Origin of the sequence: Stackebrandtia nassauensis DSM 44728 (genome assembly GCF_000024545.1) — a bacterium.
In the GTDB taxonomy this organism is placed as follows: domain Bacteria; phylum Actinomycetota; class Actinomycetes; order Mycobacteriales; family Micromonosporaceae; genus Stackebrandtia; species Stackebrandtia nassauensis.
Map to the genome: position 1 here is coordinate 1,926,115 of NC_013947.1, position 16,126 is coordinate 1,942,240.

17 protein-coding genes are annotated in these 16,126 nt (G+C 68.6%); 9 read left to right on the top strand and 8 right to left on the bottom strand.

Annotation, left to right across the window (positions count from 1 at the left end):
* Positions 1–13: 13 nt before the first annotated feature.
* From SNAS_RS35070 to SNAS_RS09070, 4 genes are all read left to right on the top strand, one after another.
* Positions 14–337 (top strand): hypothetical protein, encoded by a 324-nt coding sequence (locus SNAS_RS35070; RefSeq protein ID WP_013017102.1) that lies wholly within the window; start codon positions 14–16, stop codon positions 335–337.
* A gap of 123 nt (positions 338–460) precedes the next feature.
* Positions 461–1,078, top strand: a complete 618-nt coding sequence (locus SNAS_RS09060) for a histidine phosphatase family protein (protein ID WP_013017103.1) — start codon at positions 461–463, stop codon at positions 1,076–1,078.
* A 110-nt stretch (positions 1,079–1,188) separates the two neighbouring features.
* Positions 1,189–1,470: a F0F1 ATP synthase subunit epsilon gene (locus SNAS_RS09065; RefSeq protein WP_013017104.1), complete on the top strand. Its 282-nt coding sequence runs from the start codon at positions 1,189–1,191 to the stop codon at positions 1,468–1,470.
* Positions 1,471–1,506: 36 nt separating this feature from the next.
* A complete protein-coding gene (locus SNAS_RS09070; RefSeq protein WP_052305251.1) occupies positions 1,507–1,944 on the top strand; it encodes a DUF2550 domain-containing protein in 438 nt (145 codons plus the stop codon).
* A 97-nt stretch (positions 1,945–2,041) separates the two neighbouring features.
* On the opposite strand, the gene SNAS_RS09075 is transcribed toward SNAS_RS09070, so the two are convergent.
* The 3 genes from SNAS_RS09075 to SNAS_RS09085 form a co-directional block, all read right to left on the bottom strand.
* On the bottom strand, positions 2,042–2,842 hold the full coding sequence (locus SNAS_RS09075) for an ABC transporter permease (RefSeq protein WP_013017106.1): 801 nt from the start codon (positions 2,840–2,842) through the stop codon (positions 2,042–2,044).
* 73 nt (positions 2,843–2,915) lie between these two features.
* On the bottom strand, positions 2,916–3,884 hold the full coding sequence (locus tag SNAS_RS09080; RefSeq protein WP_013017107.1) for a daunorubicin resistance protein DrrA family ABC transporter ATP-binding protein: 969 nt from the start codon (positions 3,882–3,884) through the stop codon (positions 2,916–2,918).
* Positions 3,885–3,946: 62 nt separating this feature from the next.
* Positions 3,947–4,519 (bottom strand): cob(I)yrinic acid a,c-diamide adenosyltransferase, encoded by a 573-nt coding sequence (locus SNAS_RS09085; protein WP_013017108.1) that lies wholly within the window; start codon positions 4,517–4,519, stop codon positions 3,947–3,949.
* 71 nt (positions 4,520–4,590) lie between these two features.
* Here SNAS_RS09085 and SNAS_RS09090 point away from each other — a divergent pair, with 71 nt between their 5' ends.
* Together SNAS_RS09090 and SNAS_RS09095 are read left to right on the top strand one after the other, a co-directional pair.
* Positions 4,591–5,442 carry a 3-hydroxyacyl-CoA dehydrogenase family protein gene (locus SNAS_RS09090; RefSeq protein ID WP_013017109.1) on the top strand — a complete coding sequence of 284 codons (852 nt, stop codon included), beginning with the start codon at positions 4,591–4,593 and terminating at the stop codon, positions 5,440–5,442.
* A 99-nt stretch (positions 5,443–5,541) separates the two neighbouring features.
* Positions 5,542–6,753, top strand: a complete 1,212-nt coding sequence (locus SNAS_RS09095; RefSeq protein WP_013017110.1) for a cytochrome P450 — start codon at positions 5,542–5,544, stop codon at positions 6,751–6,753.
* Between the two features lie 11 nt (positions 6,754–6,764).
* Here SNAS_RS09095 and SNAS_RS09100 read toward each other — a convergent pair whose 3' ends face one another.
* From SNAS_RS09100 to SNAS_RS09120, 5 genes are read right to left on the bottom strand one after another with little or no spacing between them, the layout of a single operon-like run.
* Complete coding sequence (locus tag SNAS_RS09100) at positions 6,765–8,075, bottom strand: DUF58 domain-containing protein (RefSeq protein WP_013017111.1); 1,311 nt, start codon at positions 8,073–8,075, stop codon at positions 6,765–6,767.
* A complete protein-coding gene (locus SNAS_RS09105) occupies positions 8,072–9,037 on the bottom strand; it encodes an AAA family ATPase (protein WP_041624690.1) in 966 nt (321 codons plus the stop codon). The genes SNAS_RS09100 and SNAS_RS09105 overlap by 4 nt, the downstream gene beginning before the upstream one ends.
* Before the next feature lie 15 nt (positions 9,038–9,052).
* Complete coding sequence (locus SNAS_RS32580; protein ID WP_013017113.1) at positions 9,053–10,375, bottom strand: DUF4350 domain-containing protein; 1,323 nt, start codon at positions 10,373–10,375, stop codon at positions 9,053–9,055.
* Complete coding sequence (locus SNAS_RS32585; RefSeq protein ID WP_013017114.1) at positions 10,372–10,944, bottom strand: DUF4129 domain-containing protein; 573 nt, start codon at positions 10,942–10,944, stop codon at positions 10,372–10,374. The genes SNAS_RS32580 and SNAS_RS32585 overlap by 4 nt, the downstream gene beginning before the upstream one ends.
* Positions 10,941–11,798: a hypothetical protein gene (locus SNAS_RS09120; RefSeq protein WP_013017115.1), complete on the bottom strand. Its 858-nt coding sequence runs from the start codon at positions 11,796–11,798 to the stop codon at positions 10,941–10,943. The genes SNAS_RS32585 and SNAS_RS09120 overlap by 4 nt, the downstream gene beginning before the upstream one ends.
* A gap of 187 nt (positions 11,799–11,985) precedes the next feature.
* On the opposite strand from SNAS_RS09120, the gene mtrA reads away from it, so the two are divergent.
* Genes mtrA through SNAS_RS09135 form a run of 3 tightly spaced genes read left to right on the top strand, consistent with a single transcriptional unit; the run spans position 11,986 to position 16,087 of the window.
* Complete coding sequence (mtrA, locus tag SNAS_RS09125; RefSeq protein ID WP_013017116.1) at positions 11,986–12,675, top strand: MtrAB system response regulator MtrA; 690 nt, start codon at positions 11,986–11,988, stop codon at positions 12,673–12,675.
* Positions 12,676–14,340: an MtrAB system histidine kinase MtrB gene (gene mtrB, locus SNAS_RS09130; RefSeq protein WP_013017117.1), complete on the top strand. Its 1,665-nt coding sequence runs from the start codon at positions 12,676–12,678 to the stop codon at positions 14,338–14,340. It abuts the gene before it with no gap.
* Positions 14,324–16,087 carry an LpqB family beta-propeller domain-containing protein gene (locus SNAS_RS09135; protein WP_013017118.1) on the top strand — a complete coding sequence of 588 codons (1,764 nt, stop codon included), beginning with the start codon at positions 14,324–14,326 and terminating at the stop codon, positions 16,085–16,087. Before mtrB ends, SNAS_RS09135 begins: the two co-directional genes overlap by 17 nt.
* The last annotated feature ends 39 nt before the right edge of the window (positions 16,088–16,126 follow it).

A 16,126-nucleotide genomic window follows, 5' to 3' on the forward strand; every position in this document is an offset into this window, starting at 1 on the left:
GAAGGTACCCCTCGTGGATGCCGATTGTCCCGGGATTCAGCCGGATACCGCCGCGCGACTGGTGACGCTCCGAGAACGACTGCGGGGGTTTCGGGCGGAGCTGCAGGAGGGAAACGTCTCTCCCGAGCTGTGGTCGGGGGTGGTGGAATGCGGCGTCGAAGCCACGTCGCTGCGCGAAAGCGCCATGAACCAGCTGAACCGCGAACCCGACAGCGAGCACACCCGTCGTGGCGCCGGTTACGCCATCAGCATCGAAACCGACATCTGGTCGTTCGCCAACGCGATAGCCGGGCTGTGCCTGAAACAGGCCGAGGCCCGCCGCGACACCGACACCTGAGCGTCGCGGCACTCCAAGAGCTTCTGACCGGCCGGAATCCTCACGCGTACCGCGCGGTCACGCATTCAAATCAGTTAATGTGTGCGTGCCCGCGCCCCCGCGTTGAGAGGACTCCGACCACACATGCCCCAGCATCGCCTGCTGTACCTCGTGCGACACGGTGCCTACGAGCACGACCCCAACGGCTCGGTCGACGACGGCAGACTCACCGACCTGGGCCGCCAGCAGGCATCGCTGCTGGCCGACCGGCTCGCCGAGGTGCCCTTCGACGTGGTGCACCACTCCACGGCGCTGCGCGCCGTCCAGACCGCCGATGTCCTCGCCTTCCGGTTCTCCGGCATCCCCCGGCACGCCGACGAACTGTTGCGCGAGTGCATCCCCACCATCCCCGACGACGACGTCCTCACCAGCAGCCAGCAGGACTTCTTCGCGCAGCTGCCCGACGAGGTCCGCGCCGAAGGCCCGCTCCAGGCGAAATCCGCCGTCGACCGCTACACCACGGTGACCGACACCGACACCACGGAACTGGTCGTCAGCCACGGCAACCTGATCAACTACTTCGTGGCCAGCGCCATGGACGCACCCGCCCACGGCTGGCTGCGCCCCGTCGACTATCACTGTGGACTGACGGTGATCCGCTACAGCTCCGACTCCGGCCCCCGCGTCATCACCTACAACGACGTCGGCCACCTGCCTCCCGAGCTGCGCGGCATCGACTATCCCGACCCGCTGCGCGTGTAAGGGGGAGACCCGCAAGACAGCCGCGGTACCGCGCATTGGTGATGCGTGAAGATGCCGCTAAACTCGCAGGCACCGCCCGTGGAGATTCACGTAGTAATAAGAGGAGCATTGTGGCTAAGACGCTGACCGTCGAACTGGTTGCCGTGGAAGAGAAGGTGTGGACCGGTCAAGCCACGATGCTGATCGCCCGTACCACCGAAGGCGAACTGGGTGTCATGCCCGGTCACGCCCCGCTGCTTGGCCAGCTCGCCGACCCCGGCACCGTCCGCATCAAGACCGAATCCGGTGAGGAGATCGCCTACCAGGTCAACGGCGGCTTCCTCTCGGTCACCGGAACCGGTGCCACCGTGCTGGCGGAAACCTGCGAGCCAGCACAAACCACGGCTTCCTGACCGCGGCGACAACGGGTGAAGGTGGGTCGGTAGTTGATAGAGACGATTTCGGCCATCGCGGCGATCCCCGTGCTCGCCGGACTCGCCCTCGCCCTGCTGTTCGTGCGCCGCTCCTTCCTCACCAAGGGCGGCGCCATCGCGATGGCCGTGCGCATCTACCAGCGCGTCCCCGGACGCGGCTGGGCGCCCGGCTTCGCGAAGTTCAACTCCGGCCGGCTGTCGTGGTACCGGATGTTCAGCTACGCCGTCCGCCCCCGACTCACCCTGGACCGCGCCGACCTCAAGGTCGAGCAGCGCCGGGAACCAGTGGGGGCGGAGCGGCAGGTATTCCCGTCCAGTGTCGTCATCCTGTGTTGCAAAGCGCCGGACGAGCAAGTCGAGATCGCCATGACCCGCTCGGCGCTCAACGGATTCCTATCGTGGCTGGAGGCCGCCCCACCGGGGGCGGCCTCCGACTTCTTTGACAACGATTAGCTTGTGAGCGTGGCTGGAGGCCGGCCGCGTCCCCGGGACCAGGGGCGGCCTCCGACTTTTTCGACAATGACTGAGTCCGGCGTCAGCCGGTGACCGGCTAGCGGCTGGCGGCGCGGCGGTAGGCGCGGATCGACAGCGGCACGAAGATCACCAGGATCGCCACGATCGTCAGCAGCGAGTACAGCCCCGGACGTTCCACCGGGAAGCCCGAACCGGTCGGCTCGACCCCCGGGTTGCCCCACAGCTGCCGCAGTGCCAGCACGATCGCCGAGACCGGGTTCCAGTCGGCGATGGTCCGCAGCACCGTGGGCATCCCCTCGGTGGGCACGAACGCGTTGGACAGGAACGTCAGCGGGAACATCCAGATGAACCCGGCCGACTGCGCCACCTCCACGCTCTTGACCGACAGGCCGATCGTGGCCGAGATCCAGCTCATCGCGTACCCGAACAGGAACAGCAGCCCGAAACCGGCCACCACGTCGAGGACGTTGGTGTGGGTGCGCCAGCCGACCAGAAGGCCGCAGGCGACCATGACCGCCACGACCAGCACGTTGTTGAGCAGGTCGGAGGTGGTACGTCCGATCAGGACCGCGGCCCGCGACATCGGCAGCGACCGGAACCGGTCGATGATTCCCTTGGTCATGTCCTCGGCCAGCCCCATGCCGGTCAGCGAGGAACCGAAGGCGACGGTCTGGGTGAAGATGCCCGCCATCAGGAACTCCCGGTACGCGGCCGGGTCGTTGGTGCCGGGCACCTTGATGGCGCTGCCGAACACGTAGGCGAACAGCAGCACGAACATGATCGGCTGGATGGTGGAGAAGATCAGCAGGTCCGGGACGCGCTTGATCTTGATGAGGTTGCGCTTGGCGACGACCCAGCCGTCTACGAGTGCGGTCATCGTGCGTCCTCGCTTCGCTCGTCGGCACGAAGACCGGCGGTGCTGTGCTCATTCATTCGCTCGCTGCGCTCCCTCATGCCTTGGTCTCCTCGTCCTCGGACTCTTCGGCGGCGTGGCCGGTCAGTCGCATGAACACGTCGTCGAGCGTGGGTCGGTGGATGCCGATGTCGGCGGGCTTCACCGACGCCTCGTCCAACCGCCGCACCGCCTCGAACAGCGCCTCGGTGCCGTCGGTGACCGGGATCGAGATCTTGTGGGTCTCGTCGTCGACGGTGTAACCCGACATGCCCAGCGCGTCGACGGTCTGCACCACCGCCGAGGCGTCGGCCTTGGAGTGCAGCGTGATCTCCAGCCGCTCCCCGCCGATCTGGCGCTTCAGCTGGTCCGGAGTGCCGTGCGCGATGGCCTTGCCGTGGTCGATGACGATGATGTCCTCGGCCAGCTCGTCGGCCTCCTCCAGGTACTGGGTGGTCAGCAGCAGCGTGGTGCCCTCGGCCACCAGCTCGTTGATGACGTCCCACATGCCGACCCGGCTGCGCGGGTCCAGCCCCGTGGTCGGCTCGTCCAGGAACAGCACCGGGGGAGCGGCGACCAGGGCACCGGCCAGGTCGAGCCGCCGCCGCATACCGCCCGAGTACGTCTTGGACGGACGGTTGGCCGCCTCGGTCAGGTCGAAACGCTCCAGCAGTTCGTGGGCCCGTTTGCGGGCCTTGGCCTTGCCCAGGTGGTAGAGCCGCCCCACCATCTCCAGGTTCTCGTAACCGGTGAGGTTCTCGTCGACGGCGGCATACTGCCCCGACACCCCGATGATCTCGCGGACCTTGTTGGGTTTGGCCACCACGTCGATGCCCTTGATGGTTATCTCGCCCTCATTGGGCGCGATGAGCGTGGTGAGCATGCGCACCGTGGTGGTCTTCCCGGCACCGTTGGGCCCCAGGAGCCCCATGACGGTCCCCTCGGGAACCACCACATCCAGATCGTCGACGGCCTTGACCGACCCGTAGGTCTTCACGAGGCCGCGAGCGATGATCGCGTCTGTCATGCCCGCCAGATTATGTGGCCGGTATGACACAAGCGACCGAATTAGCCCAAGTCACACCCCGATCAGGCGTGTTTGGCGGGCTTCCACAGCACGTCGTCGCCGTCGTTGCAGGTGCGGGCCAGCACGAACAGCAGATCGGACAGTCGGTTGAGGTAGGTCGCCGGCAGCGCGTGGGTCGACTCGGGCTCGGCCGACAGCAGCGCCCAGGTGCTGCGCTCGGCGCGTCGGGCGATCACGCAGGCCTGGTGCAACAGGGCCGCCGCCGGGGTGCCGCCGCGCAGGATGAACGACTCCAGGTTGGGCAGCTGCTCGTTGTAGAGGTCGCACCACTCCTCAAGCCGGGCCACATAGGAGTCGGTGATCCGCAGCGGCGGATACTTCGGGTCCTCGCCCACCGGAGTGGAAAGGTCAGCGCCCACATCGAACAGATCATTCTGGACGGCGACGACGACCTCCCGGATCTCCGCCGGGTACTCGGCCAGCGCCAGCGCGACCCCGAGCGCGGCGTTGGTCTCGTCGACGTCGGCGTAGGCGGTGATGCGCGGGTGGGTCTTGGGGACCCTGCTGAAGTCCGACAGTCCGGTGGTGCCCTGGTCACCGGTCTTCGTGTAGATCTTGGTAAGGCGCACGGTCATGGGCCGACCCTACCGCCAGCTGAGTGGCCGCTAAGGTCGACGGTGCTACTCACAGGTAATAGGAGGACGGTATGGCAGGTCAGGTAGCGATCATCGGTGCGGGCCTCATGGGCTCGGGCATCGCACAGGTCGCGGCGGTCTCGGGCTGGACGGTCACGTTGCGTGACCTCACCGACGAGGCGACGGCGCGGGGCGTGGCCAACATCCGCGGCTCCCTGGAGAAGTTCGCCGCCAAGGACAAGATCAGCACCGCCGACGCCGAGGCAGCGCTGGGCCGCATCACCACCACCACCGACCTGGACGCCGCCGCCGAGGCCGACATCGTCGTGGAGGCCGTCTTCGAGCGCCTCGACGTCAAACAGGACATCTTCACCGAGCTCGACAAGATCTGTCGTGATTCGACGGTGTTGGCCACCAACACCTCGGCCATCCCGATCACCCAGATCGCCGCGGTCACCTCGCGCCCGGAATCCGTTGTGGGAACCCACTTCTTCTCGCCGGTCCCGATGATGAAGCTGTGCGAACTGGTGCGGGGCCTCAAGACCAGCGACGCCACCCTGGCCACCGCCCGCTCCTTCGCGGAGGAGATCGGCAAGACCTGCGTCGTGGTCAACCGCGACGTCGCCGGTTTCGCGACCACCCGGCTCATCTGCGCCCTCGTCATGGAGGCAGTGTCGCTTGTGGAGAACGGCGTCATCTCCGCCGAGGACCTGGACGTCGCCTGCAAACTCGGTTTCGGCCACGCGATGGGGCCGCTGGCCACCACCGACCTGACCGGACTGGACGTGTTGCGCCACGCGACCGAGAACATCTACAACGACACCGGCGACTCCAAGTTCTTCCCGCCGGAGCTGCTGTCGCGCATGGTCGCCGCGGGCGACCACGGCCGCAAGACCGGCAAGGGCTTCTACGACTACAGCTGAGAGCCGCCTGAGAATTCGCGGATTCTCCAAGTTTCGCGACATATGTTGGCGCACAGGCGAACGAAGTTCGCCAGCATATGTCGCGATTGGAGTGTCCAGATGACAGACACCGCCTCGACCCCCCGAAACGCATTCCCGATGGCGCGTTCGTGCCCGTACGACCCTCCCGACGGTTACGCCGCACTGCGCGCCGCCCCCACCATCTCCCAGGTGACGCTGCCCTCCGGGCGCTCCGCGTGGCTGGTGGCCTCGCACGCCGACGCCCGCGCGCTGCTGGCCGATCCCCGGCTGTCCATCAGCCGCGAGAACCCGGGTTTCCCGTCGATCGTGGAGATGCGTGAGGCACCCGACCTGAAGGTGACGCCCTCGCTGATCGGGCTCGATCCGCCCGAGCACACCGCCTTGCGCCGCCCCGTCATCACCGAGTTCACCGTCAAACGCATCCGGGGCATGGGTCCGGGCATCCAGCGGATCGTCGACGAGCACATCGACGCGATGCTGGCAGCCGAGAAACCGGTGGACCTGGTCGCGTCACTGGCGATGCCGGTGCCGTCGCTGGTGATCTGCGACCTGCTCGGCGTCCCGTACTCCGACCACGGTTTCTTCCAGGAACGGTCCGGCGCCATGCTCAACCTGACGCTGCGACCGGAGCAGCGGCACGCCGCGCTGTCAGACCTGTCGAACTATATGGACAAACTCGTGACCCGGGCCGAGGCCGCACCCGGCGACGACCTGATCGGCAGGCTCATCGTCAAGACCCGGGAGACCGGCGAATACGACCACGACCAGACCCGCGACCTGGCCCGGCTGCTGCTGTTGGCGGGCCACGAGACCACCGCCAACATGATCTCGCTGGGGACCGTCGCGCTGCTCAACAACCCCGAGCAGCTCGACGAACTCAAGGCCGACAGTTCACTGTGGCCGAACGCCGTCGAGGAACTGTTGCGGTACTTCACGATCGCCGATTTCGTCCCCGCCCGCACCGCGCTGGCCGACATCGAGGTCGGCGGTGTCACCATCCGTGAGGGCGAGGGCGTCATCCTGCTGACCGCCTCGGCCGACCGCGACGAGGCCGCCTTCGAGGACCCGGACGCCCTGGACATCCACCGCGCCGCCCGGCACCACCTGGCCTTCGGATACGGGGTGCACCAGTGCCTCGGCCAGAACCTGGCCCGGCTGGAACTGGAGATCGTCTACCGCACGCTGTTCGACCGGATCCCCGACCTACGGGTGGCCGTGCCGGAGGAGGAGCTGCCGTTCAAGCACGACTCCTTCATCTACGGCATGCACGCTCTGCCGGTCACCTGGTGACAGCGTTCCGGTTACAGGCCGCCGGTCGTCTTGAGCATCAAGTACTTGTCGACGACGGCCGGGGCGAACTGGTCGGCGGGAGCGTCGATGACCTCGACGTCGTGGCGCGCCAGCGCGGCGGCGACCTTGCGACGCTCCACCAGCGACTGTTCGGCCGCGGCGGCCCGGTAGATGTCGAGCATCTCCGAACGGCTGGACCGCAACCTGGCCACCTCGGGGTCGGCGACCGTCGCCACGATGATCTTGTGCCGGGCAGCCAGCTGCGGCAGCGCTGGCAGCAGCGATTCGGTGATGGCGCCGGGTTCCAGCGAGGTGAACAGGACGACGAGGGCCCGTTTGGACTCGCGGCGCAGCACCTCGCTGACCACGAGGCCGAAGTCGGTCTCCACCAGGGCCGGTTGCAGCGGTGCCATGGCCCGGATCAGGCGCGGCATCACGGTCTTGCCGGAGCCGGACTCCACCGCGGCGCGCACCTCGGTGTCCACGGCCAGCGCGTCGACCCGGTCCCCGGCGTAGGAGGCTACTGTGGACAGTAGCAGGCAGGCCTCGATCTGGGCGTCCAGCCGGGGTTCGTCGCCGACCCGCACCGCCGAGGTGCGGCCGGTGTCGATGACCGACAGCACCCGCCGGTCCCGCTCCACCCGCCAGGTCTTGACGACTATGGACTGTCGCCGGGCCGTTGCCCGCCAGTCGATGGAGCGCACGTCGTCACCGGCGACGTATTCGCGCAGCGCGTCGAACTCGGTGCCCTGGCCCCGGCCGCGCACCGCGACCGCGCCCTCGATGACCCGCAGCCGCGCCAGTTTCTCCGACAGGTGTTTGCGGGCGTGGAACGGCGGCAGCACCCGGATCTTCCACTGTGGCGTCGCCAGCCGGGCGGCCTTGTGCGGGGTCTGCCGGTAGGCGAAACCCAAGGGCCCGTAGGAACGGATCGTGACCCGGGCGCTGGGCCGGTCGCCGCGCCGGGTGGGGGTGAGCGTCGTGGCCAGCTTGGCGGTGGCGCCGGGCGGCAGCGTCAGCGCGTACTCCTCGCCGTGGGCTCCCGCCGACGGGGTCCAGGCGTCGCGGACCCGGCCGGTGATGGCCTGGCCGCCGTCGTTGCGGACGTGCAGGGTCACCGTGACGGTGCCGCCCAGCCGGGTCACCGAGTCGCCGGTGCGCCACATGGTGACGTTGCCGGGGCTGGCGGCCAGCACCGCGTCGGTCACCGAGATGCCCACCGTGATGACGAGCATGACCAGCAGTCCCACGTACGGCCACGGCCACAACGGGAGGGTCAGCAGGCACGCCGCGAACAGCGCGACGGGACGCCAGGTGATCATCGCGGCGTCGGGACGGTCGCCAGCAGCGAGTTGAGCACGTTGTCGGCCGTGACGCCCTCCAGTTCGGCCTCCGGCCGCACCTGGATGCGGTGCCGCAGGGTCGCGTGGGTGAGCGCCTTGACGTCGTCGGGCGTGACGTACTCGCGTCCGGCCAGCCAGGCCCAGGCCTTGCTGACGGCCAGCATCGCGGTGGCCGCGCGCGGCGAGGCGCCCAGCGACAGCGACGGCGACTGCCGGGTGGCCTGGCAGATGTCCACGATGTACGCCAGCACGCCGTCGGCGACCTGCACGGCGTCCACGGCCTGCTGGGCGGCCTTGAGCTCGGCGGCCCCGGCCACCGGCTTGACCCCGGCGGCGGCCAGGTCGTGCGGGTCGAAGCCCGCGTTGTGCTGCCGCAGGATCGTCACCTCGTCCTCGCGGCTGGGAGTGTGGACGGTCAGCTTCAACAGGAACCGGTCCAGCTGCGCCTCGGGCAGCGGATAGGTGCCCTCGTGCTCGACCGGGTTCTGGGTCGCGGCCACGCACAGCGGCTCGGGCACCGGACGCGGCAGCCCCTCCACCGTCACCTGCCGTTCCTCCATGACCTCCAGCAGCGCCGCCTGGGTCTTGGGCGGGGTGCGGTTGATCTCGTCGGCCAGCAGCAGGTTGGTGAACACCGGGCCCTGCCGGAACTCGAACCGGCTGGTCTGCGAGTCGTAGATCAGTGAACCGGTGACGTCGCCGGGCATCAGGTCGGGCGTGAACTGAAGCCGTTTGGTGTCAAGGGAGAGCGCCTGAGCCATCGCGCGCACCAGCAGGGTCTTGGCCACTCCCGGCACGCCCTCCAGCAGGACGTGTCCCCGGCACAGCAGCGTGACGACCAAGCCCGAGATGGTGGCGTCCTGTCCGATGACGACCTTGCTCACCTCGCTGCGCAAGAGGCCGAGCGCCTCCCGTGCCTCGCGCGGGTTCGGCAGTGGCATCGATATGTCATTCACTCAGTTACTCCCTTGTGGGCTCGCGTTTTCCACGGCCGACACCAGCGCGTCGATCGCCTGGGTCGCGTTGTAGAGCTCGTCTTCGTTGGTCGGTTGCGTACTGTAGAGCGTCGCGGTGATGTGCTCGCGCGGCCAGCCGGTGCGCGTCGCCACCGCCTCGACGACCTCGGCGTCACCGGCCTGTGAGGACAGGCCCAGTACCGGCCGGATCCGGTGCAGCGCACCGGCACGAAGCGCCCGCAGCGTCTCGGTGTAGGCGTGGGCGCGCCGGTACAGCCGGGCCCGGCCGTGGACGGTCTCGGCGGCCGGGACCGTCACCGGCAGCGGTTCGGTGACCGGCGGCCCCAGCCGTCGGCCCTTCCACAGCGCCATCAGGACGCCCAGCACCAGCGCCCCGAGCAGCATCGCCCACATCCACGCGGGCATGGCGTCGTAGATCGGGTTGGTCTGCCCCTGGTTGGGGTATTCGATCGGGTCGCGGCTGGGGTCCGGCGGCGGGGTGTAGTCGCCGTCGGGCGTGGGCAGGGTCTCGCTGGGCGGCGGTTCCTTGGTCAGCGAATGCTTGTCCAGCCACACCACCTTGCGGTGCTGTCCCAAAAGCCCGGTGGCCAGCTCCGCGTTCCCGGCCTCGCCGAAGTACTCGTCGGTGAACGGATCCGCGGCCCCGGCGACCACGAACGACATGCTGCCGGTCCCGGTCCAGGCCAGTCCGTCGTCGTAACAGAATCGCCAGTTCAGGTCGAGTTCGAGCCCGCCGCTGGACTTGGCCTCGGCGTAGGCCTGCCGCAGCATGCCCGCGTCCCCGGCCTTGGCGGCCTCGGGCAGGTCACAGCCATCGGACGGAGCCACGACCTTGGGGGCGATGCGCGGCGCGCCCGCCTCGCTCAAACCCAGTGAGCCCAACAGGTCCCGGGACGGGTCGACGAACACCACCCGGGTGTTCTCGGCGATGGCCGCTTCCTGCAACCGCGAGATCTCGGAGGAGTTGAGGTAGTCGGGGGCCGGGATGAACACGGTAGTGTCGCCGCTGGAGGCGGCGTCGAAGAAGGAGTCACCGGCGTCGGTGAACCGGTCCACCGTGACGTCCTTCTCCTCGAGGCTCTTGGCCAGTTGCGAGGATCCGTTGCCGCCGGCGGCGCGCGGCGACAGGAAGCTGTCGGAGCCGGGGCTCGGCGACTCGACGAACGCGGCGACGATGGTGAACACGATCAGCGCCGCGGCGGCGGCCAGCGGGATCAGCAGGTGACGGCGACGCAGCGGCGGCCGCTTGCGCGGCGCTTCGGGCTGCGGCTGCCGGACCTCGGTGTCGACGACGGCGGTCATGGCGCCTCCATGGTGACGGTGGCGACCGGCGGGTTGGCCGAGACGGTGGCGGTGATGGTCATGTGCAGGTCCCGCATCCGGGTGGCGGCCTCCAGGTTCGCCTCGTAACCGCCGTACCAGATGTCGGAGAAGACCCGCGCCGCCTCGTCCAGCGAGGCCGCGATCGGCGGCAGCGCCTGCCCGGCGGCCCGCGCCAGCTCGGTGACCGTCCAACCGGGACGGTGTTCGATGACGGCGCGTTCCACCAGGTCCCGCACCGCCACCCGCAGCCATTCCCGCACCGCGTTGCGGTAGTCGCCGGTGGCCATGAACTGCTGGGCCCGGGCCAACAGCGCGTCGGAGGGCAGCTCCGGCAGCGCCTCGTCGGCGACCGGTTCGGCCACGACGATGTCGGTGGCGTCCTTCGGTTTGTCCTTTTTGGCGAAACGGTGGCTGAAACGGTACAGCCCGAACGGTTGCAGCAGCAGTCCGATGGCCAGGCCGATCAGCAGCACCGTCAGGCCGAGGCCGTACAGCCCGCCGGGAAACCAGTCGCCGATGTCGGCGACCGGGTGCGTCCACCAGTTCATCGCGCCTCCGGAGCCGAGATGTCGACCGGCTGGCCACGGGCCCGCATCCGCGACACCACCACGTCGAGGCCCTCGGTGCGCACCCGGGTCTCGATGTGCAGCACCGCGTCCACGCAGGCCAGCATCGCATAACCGGCGGTGTTGACGGCGAGGTAACACACGCCCAGGAACACCAGGAAGTAGTCGAACAGGACGGTGGTGAAGTCGATGAGACCCGACTCCAGCAGCACCACCGCGCCGCAGGTGATCACCAGCCGGATGATCAGCCACGTGAAATAGGCCATCAGCCGCACCCCGGCGGTGCGGCCGCTGGAACGTTTGAACAGCTTGGGGGACCGCCAGAACGCCTTGTCCGGTGGCAGCCCGTCGGCGACCAGCGCCGGAATCGACAGTCCGAACAGGGCGAAGACCATGAACCACGGCAGGACGCACAGCACCGCCGCCACCAGCCCCGCCACGCCGATGATCATCGAGAACAGCAGCACCGGACCCCACTGCCGGGAGTCCAGGACGGTCGGGGGCAGGGTGGCCGGGTCCTCGTCGCGCACCGCCGCCACCGCGACCCGGGTGGCCGGGCCCGACAACAGCGAGATGCAGATGAGCTCGGTGGTCAGCCCCAGCATGATCCACAGCCAGGCCAGCAGCTCGTTGTCCACGATCTGGTCGGTGTACTTGGGCTTGACCTCGTCGACGGTCAGCAGCCGCAGCGTCGTCATGCCGATCTGCTCGACCAGCGCCAGCGCGAAGGCCATCCCCAACAGCGACCGCCAGCGGCTGCGCAGTACCGCCGCCGCGGCGTCCAGGAGTTCACCGATCGTCAACGGCCGCAGCGGCAGCACCGGTGATCCGGTCATGACTTCCCTTCGCAGACGTGGACGAACGCACGAAGGTTTAGTGTGACATGCGTCGGCAATACCGGCCTCCAACGGCCGTGAGCCGGGGTGAGGTCGTCGTCGAGGCTCTACCGTGGCCGTATCCTGTAGAGCACGCGTTTAATGTCTACGGTTGTATAACCACTGCGTAGCGGATGGAAATGGGTGTATGAGAGCAAGGGTCTTGGTCGTCGACGACGACCCCGCGCTGGCGGAGATGCTGGGGATAGTCCTGCGCACCGAGGGGTTCACCCCGGTGTTCGTCACCGACGGGGAACAGGCGCTCGAGGCGTTCCACGAACACCGTCCGGACGTGGTGTTGCTGGACCTGATGCTGCCGGGCATGAGCGGCATCGACGTGTGCAAGCAGATCCGGCTGGAGTCGGGCGTGCCGATCGTGATGCTGACCGCCAAGTCCGACACCGTCGACGTGGTGCTCGGCCTGGAGTCGGGTGCCGACGACTACGTGATCAAGCCGTTCAAGCCCAAGGAACTGGTGGCCCGGGTGCGGGCCCGGCTGCGGCGCGGTGACGACGTCGCCCCCGAGCGGCTCCAGATCGGACGGCCCGGCCTGCAGGTGTCCATCGACGTCCCCGCGCACTCGGCGACCCTCAACGGCGTCGAGGTGAAACTGACGCCGCTGGAGTTCGACCTGCTGGTGGCGCTGGCCCGCAAACCCCGGCAGGTGTTCACCCGCGAGGTGCTGCTGGAACAGGTGTGGGGTTACCGGCACGCGGCCGACACCCGGCTGGTCAACGTCCACGTGCAGCGGCTGCGCGCCAAGATCGAACCCGATCCGGAGAACCCGCAGCTCATCCAGACCGTGCGCGGGGTCGGTTATAAGGCGGGGACGGCCTGATTGAAGGCGTGGAACGGTGACGTCGGCGGCTGGACGCGCGCGGCCGTGCGTCGGGCCCGGCGGCTGATCCGGTTCCTGCTGGCCCGGGGCCGACGGTTCGCGGCGCCGGTGGTGCGCGCCTACCGCTCCTCGCTGCAACTGCGGGTGGTGACCGCGACCCTGATCGTCTCGGCGCTGCTGGTGGCGGTGTTCGGGATCGTGGTGGCCACCACGATCACCGGCGGCATGGTGGAGAAACGCCTCAACGCCGCCGAACAGCAGGTCACACAGGCCGGGGAGCAGATCGCGCAGGACCTGGCCACCGTCCCGTCCGCCGACGACCCGGCGCTGGAGAACAAGCTCGCCGGGCTGGCCGCCGAGCACTCCGGCGACGGCGACGGCACCCAGCAGGCCACCGTGCTGTTGCGCACCGTCAACGCCAACACCATGGAGTCGCGCCCCAAGGAACCCGAGTTCGTCGAGCCGATGATCCCCACCGACCTCGAACACGACGTCAGCGAGGGATACCTGGCGTTCCAGTACGCCAACATCAACCCCGACGGCAAGGAGGAGCGGCCGTTCCTGGTGATGGGCACCCCGGTGTACACCGACAAGGTCGCCTACCAGCTGTACTTCCTGTTCCCGCTGGACACCGAGGAGGAGGCCGCGGCGCTGGTGCGCAACGCGCTCATCGTGTCCGGAATCGCACTGGTGCTGATGCTGGGCGTCATCGCGGGCCTGGTCACCCGGATGGTGGTGATCCCGGTGCGGCTGGCGGCCCGCACGGCGCAGCGGCTGTCGGCCGGGCTGCTGCACGAGCGCATGACGGTGCGCGGCTCCGACGACCTGGCCAGGCTCGCCGGTTCGTTCAACCTGATGGCCGAGAACCTGCACCAGCAGATCGTGCGGCTGGAGGACATGTCACGGTTGCAGCGCCGGTTCACCTCCGACGTGTCCCACGAATTGCGCACCCCGTTGACGACGGTGCGCATGGCCGCCGACCTGCTGTACGACTCCAAACACGACTTCCCGCCCACGGCGGCGCGCAGCACCGAGCTGCTGCACGACGAGCTCAACCGCTTCGAGGAACTGCTGGGCGACCTGCTGGAGATCAGCCGCTTCGACGCGGGTTTCGCGAAGCTGGACACCGAGGCGGTGGAGCTGGGCCCGATCATCGAGAGCGTCATCAAGTCCTTCGACCAGCTGGCGCGGCGCTGCGGCGTCGAGGTGCGGCGGCATTTCCCCGACACCCCGGTCATCGCCGAGGTCGACGCCCGCCGGGTGCAGCGCATCGTGCGCAACCTGGTCGGCAACGCCATCGAGCACGCCGAGTCGAAACCGGTGTGCGTTCGACTGGACGCCTCGGCCACGGCGGTGGCTATCGTGGTGCGAGATCGGGGTATCGGTCTCAAACCCGGAGAGGAGAAACTGGTGTTCAACCGGTTCTGGCGTGCCGACCCCTCCCGGGCCCGGCAGACCGGCGGCACCGGTCTGGGGCTGTCGATCAGCACCGAGGACGCCAAGCTGCATAACGGAACGCTTACGGCCGTCGGCGAACGCGGCCGGGGCGCGGTGTTCCGGCTGAGCCTGCCACTGCGGGCCGGGGACCGGGTGCTGGTCCCGCCGCTGCCGCTGGACTTCTCGGCCGACCCCTGCGATGGAGCTGACGATGAACCGGCGTCGTGACCCGCTGCTGCTCGCCGTGATCGCGCTGTTGGGCCTGAGCGGCTGCGGGGTCCCGTCCTCGGGGCCCTCCACCCAGGTGGACAAGGTGGAGCAGGACAGCGGCAACGGCGACTCCTCCGACGTCGAGACCCTGGAGCCGTCCACCAAGGAGATCACCACGGTCCGCAACTTCCTGGGCGCCGCCGCCGGTGACGTCAACGGCCGCGACAAACGGCTGGGCCGGTTCCTCAAGACCGACGGCAAGCAGAAGTGGTCGGAGCCGTCGGAGGGCATCCAGCTGGTCCGCATCCCCAGCGACGGCGTCAAACGCGCCTCCGACGGGGACTCCTACAGCGCCAAGGTGACCGCGAAGGGCACCATCGTCGGCGTCTACGGCCAGAACGGCCAGGTCAAACCCTGGTCGGGCGACGACGAGTTCAAGCAGACCTTCGAGCTGGAGCGGGAACGTTCCACCGACGTGTGGCACCTGACCGAGGCGCCGCGGCAGGTGTACCTCAGCGACGACTTCTTCGCCAAGGGGTACCGGATGTCGCCGCTGTACTTCTCGGCGGCGTCGAGTCACGACGACACCCTGGTGCCCGACGCCCGCTGGCTGCCCAAGGAACTGATGGACTCCGAGGCCCGGTACCCGCAGCTGACCGACTGGCTGCTGGGCGGGCCCTCCGACTGGATCAGCTCCACGGTGACCAGTGCGTTCCCGGAGGGGACCTCGCGGGAGAAGGCGGTGACGGTCTCCAAGAGCGGCGAGCGGGTCACCGTCGACATCTCGGTGGACTCGGCCTCGCAACCGGCCAAGGACCGCGAGACCATGAGCGCGCAACTGGCCTGGACCATGGGATTGAGCTCCGACCAGACCCTCAGCCTGTACGTGGACGGCCAGGAACGGCTCACCCGCGAGGTCTCGGCCTGGTCGGACCGCGAGCACACCCCTGAGGAACGCGACTCCGCCGAGGGACTGGCCTACTTCATCAGCGACGGCGAGGTCGCCGCCAACGAACCCGACGCCGAATACGTGGGCACCAAGGCTTCCGGGCTCAGCGAGGCGGTCATCAACCGGGAGGGCAACCGCATCGCCGTGGTGGCCGGCAAGTCCGGGCGGCAGCGGCTGCTGGTCGGCCCGGCCGGTGACCTGGAGAAGGTGGAGAAGTTCAGCTCCCCGCACCTCGAAGATCCACAGTGGCTTGACGATGACACCCTGCTGGTGCTCGACAACGGCGCCCCGGTCACCGTGAACATCAACTCCGGCAAGCGACAGGAACTGTCCATCGACGAGGAGCAGGGCGAGGTCTCCGAACTCGCGCTGTCTCCTGACGCCCGCCGGGTCGCCTACGTCGCCGAGGGCCGCGCCTGGCTGTCGACGGTGCTGCCCGACGAGGACTCCAAACCCAAGCTCGGCGACCCGGTCGCGGTGACCGAGGCCGTCACCGACGTCGGTGACCTGGCCTGGAGCCGCGAGACCCACCTGCTGTTGATCGGCGCGGTGTCCGGCGAGGACGCCTGGCTGTGGGAGGCGTCGATCGACGGCGCCTACCTGCAACCCCGCGCCGGTACCACCGGCGACACCGCCCGCGCCGACGCGCTGGCGGTGCGCTGCAAACCCGCCACCGACCGCGGCACCAGTGACCTGGCCGGTGACCCGGTGCTGTTGCAGATCAACGGCATCATCCACCGCCTGTACACCGACGTCTCCCCGGTGCAGGTCGGCAAGGAGGACGCCGCGGGCATGGCCCCGTTCACGGCGCCTTAACCCCTGCTGAAACCCGGTGGCGGCTGGGTCGTCCTCGTG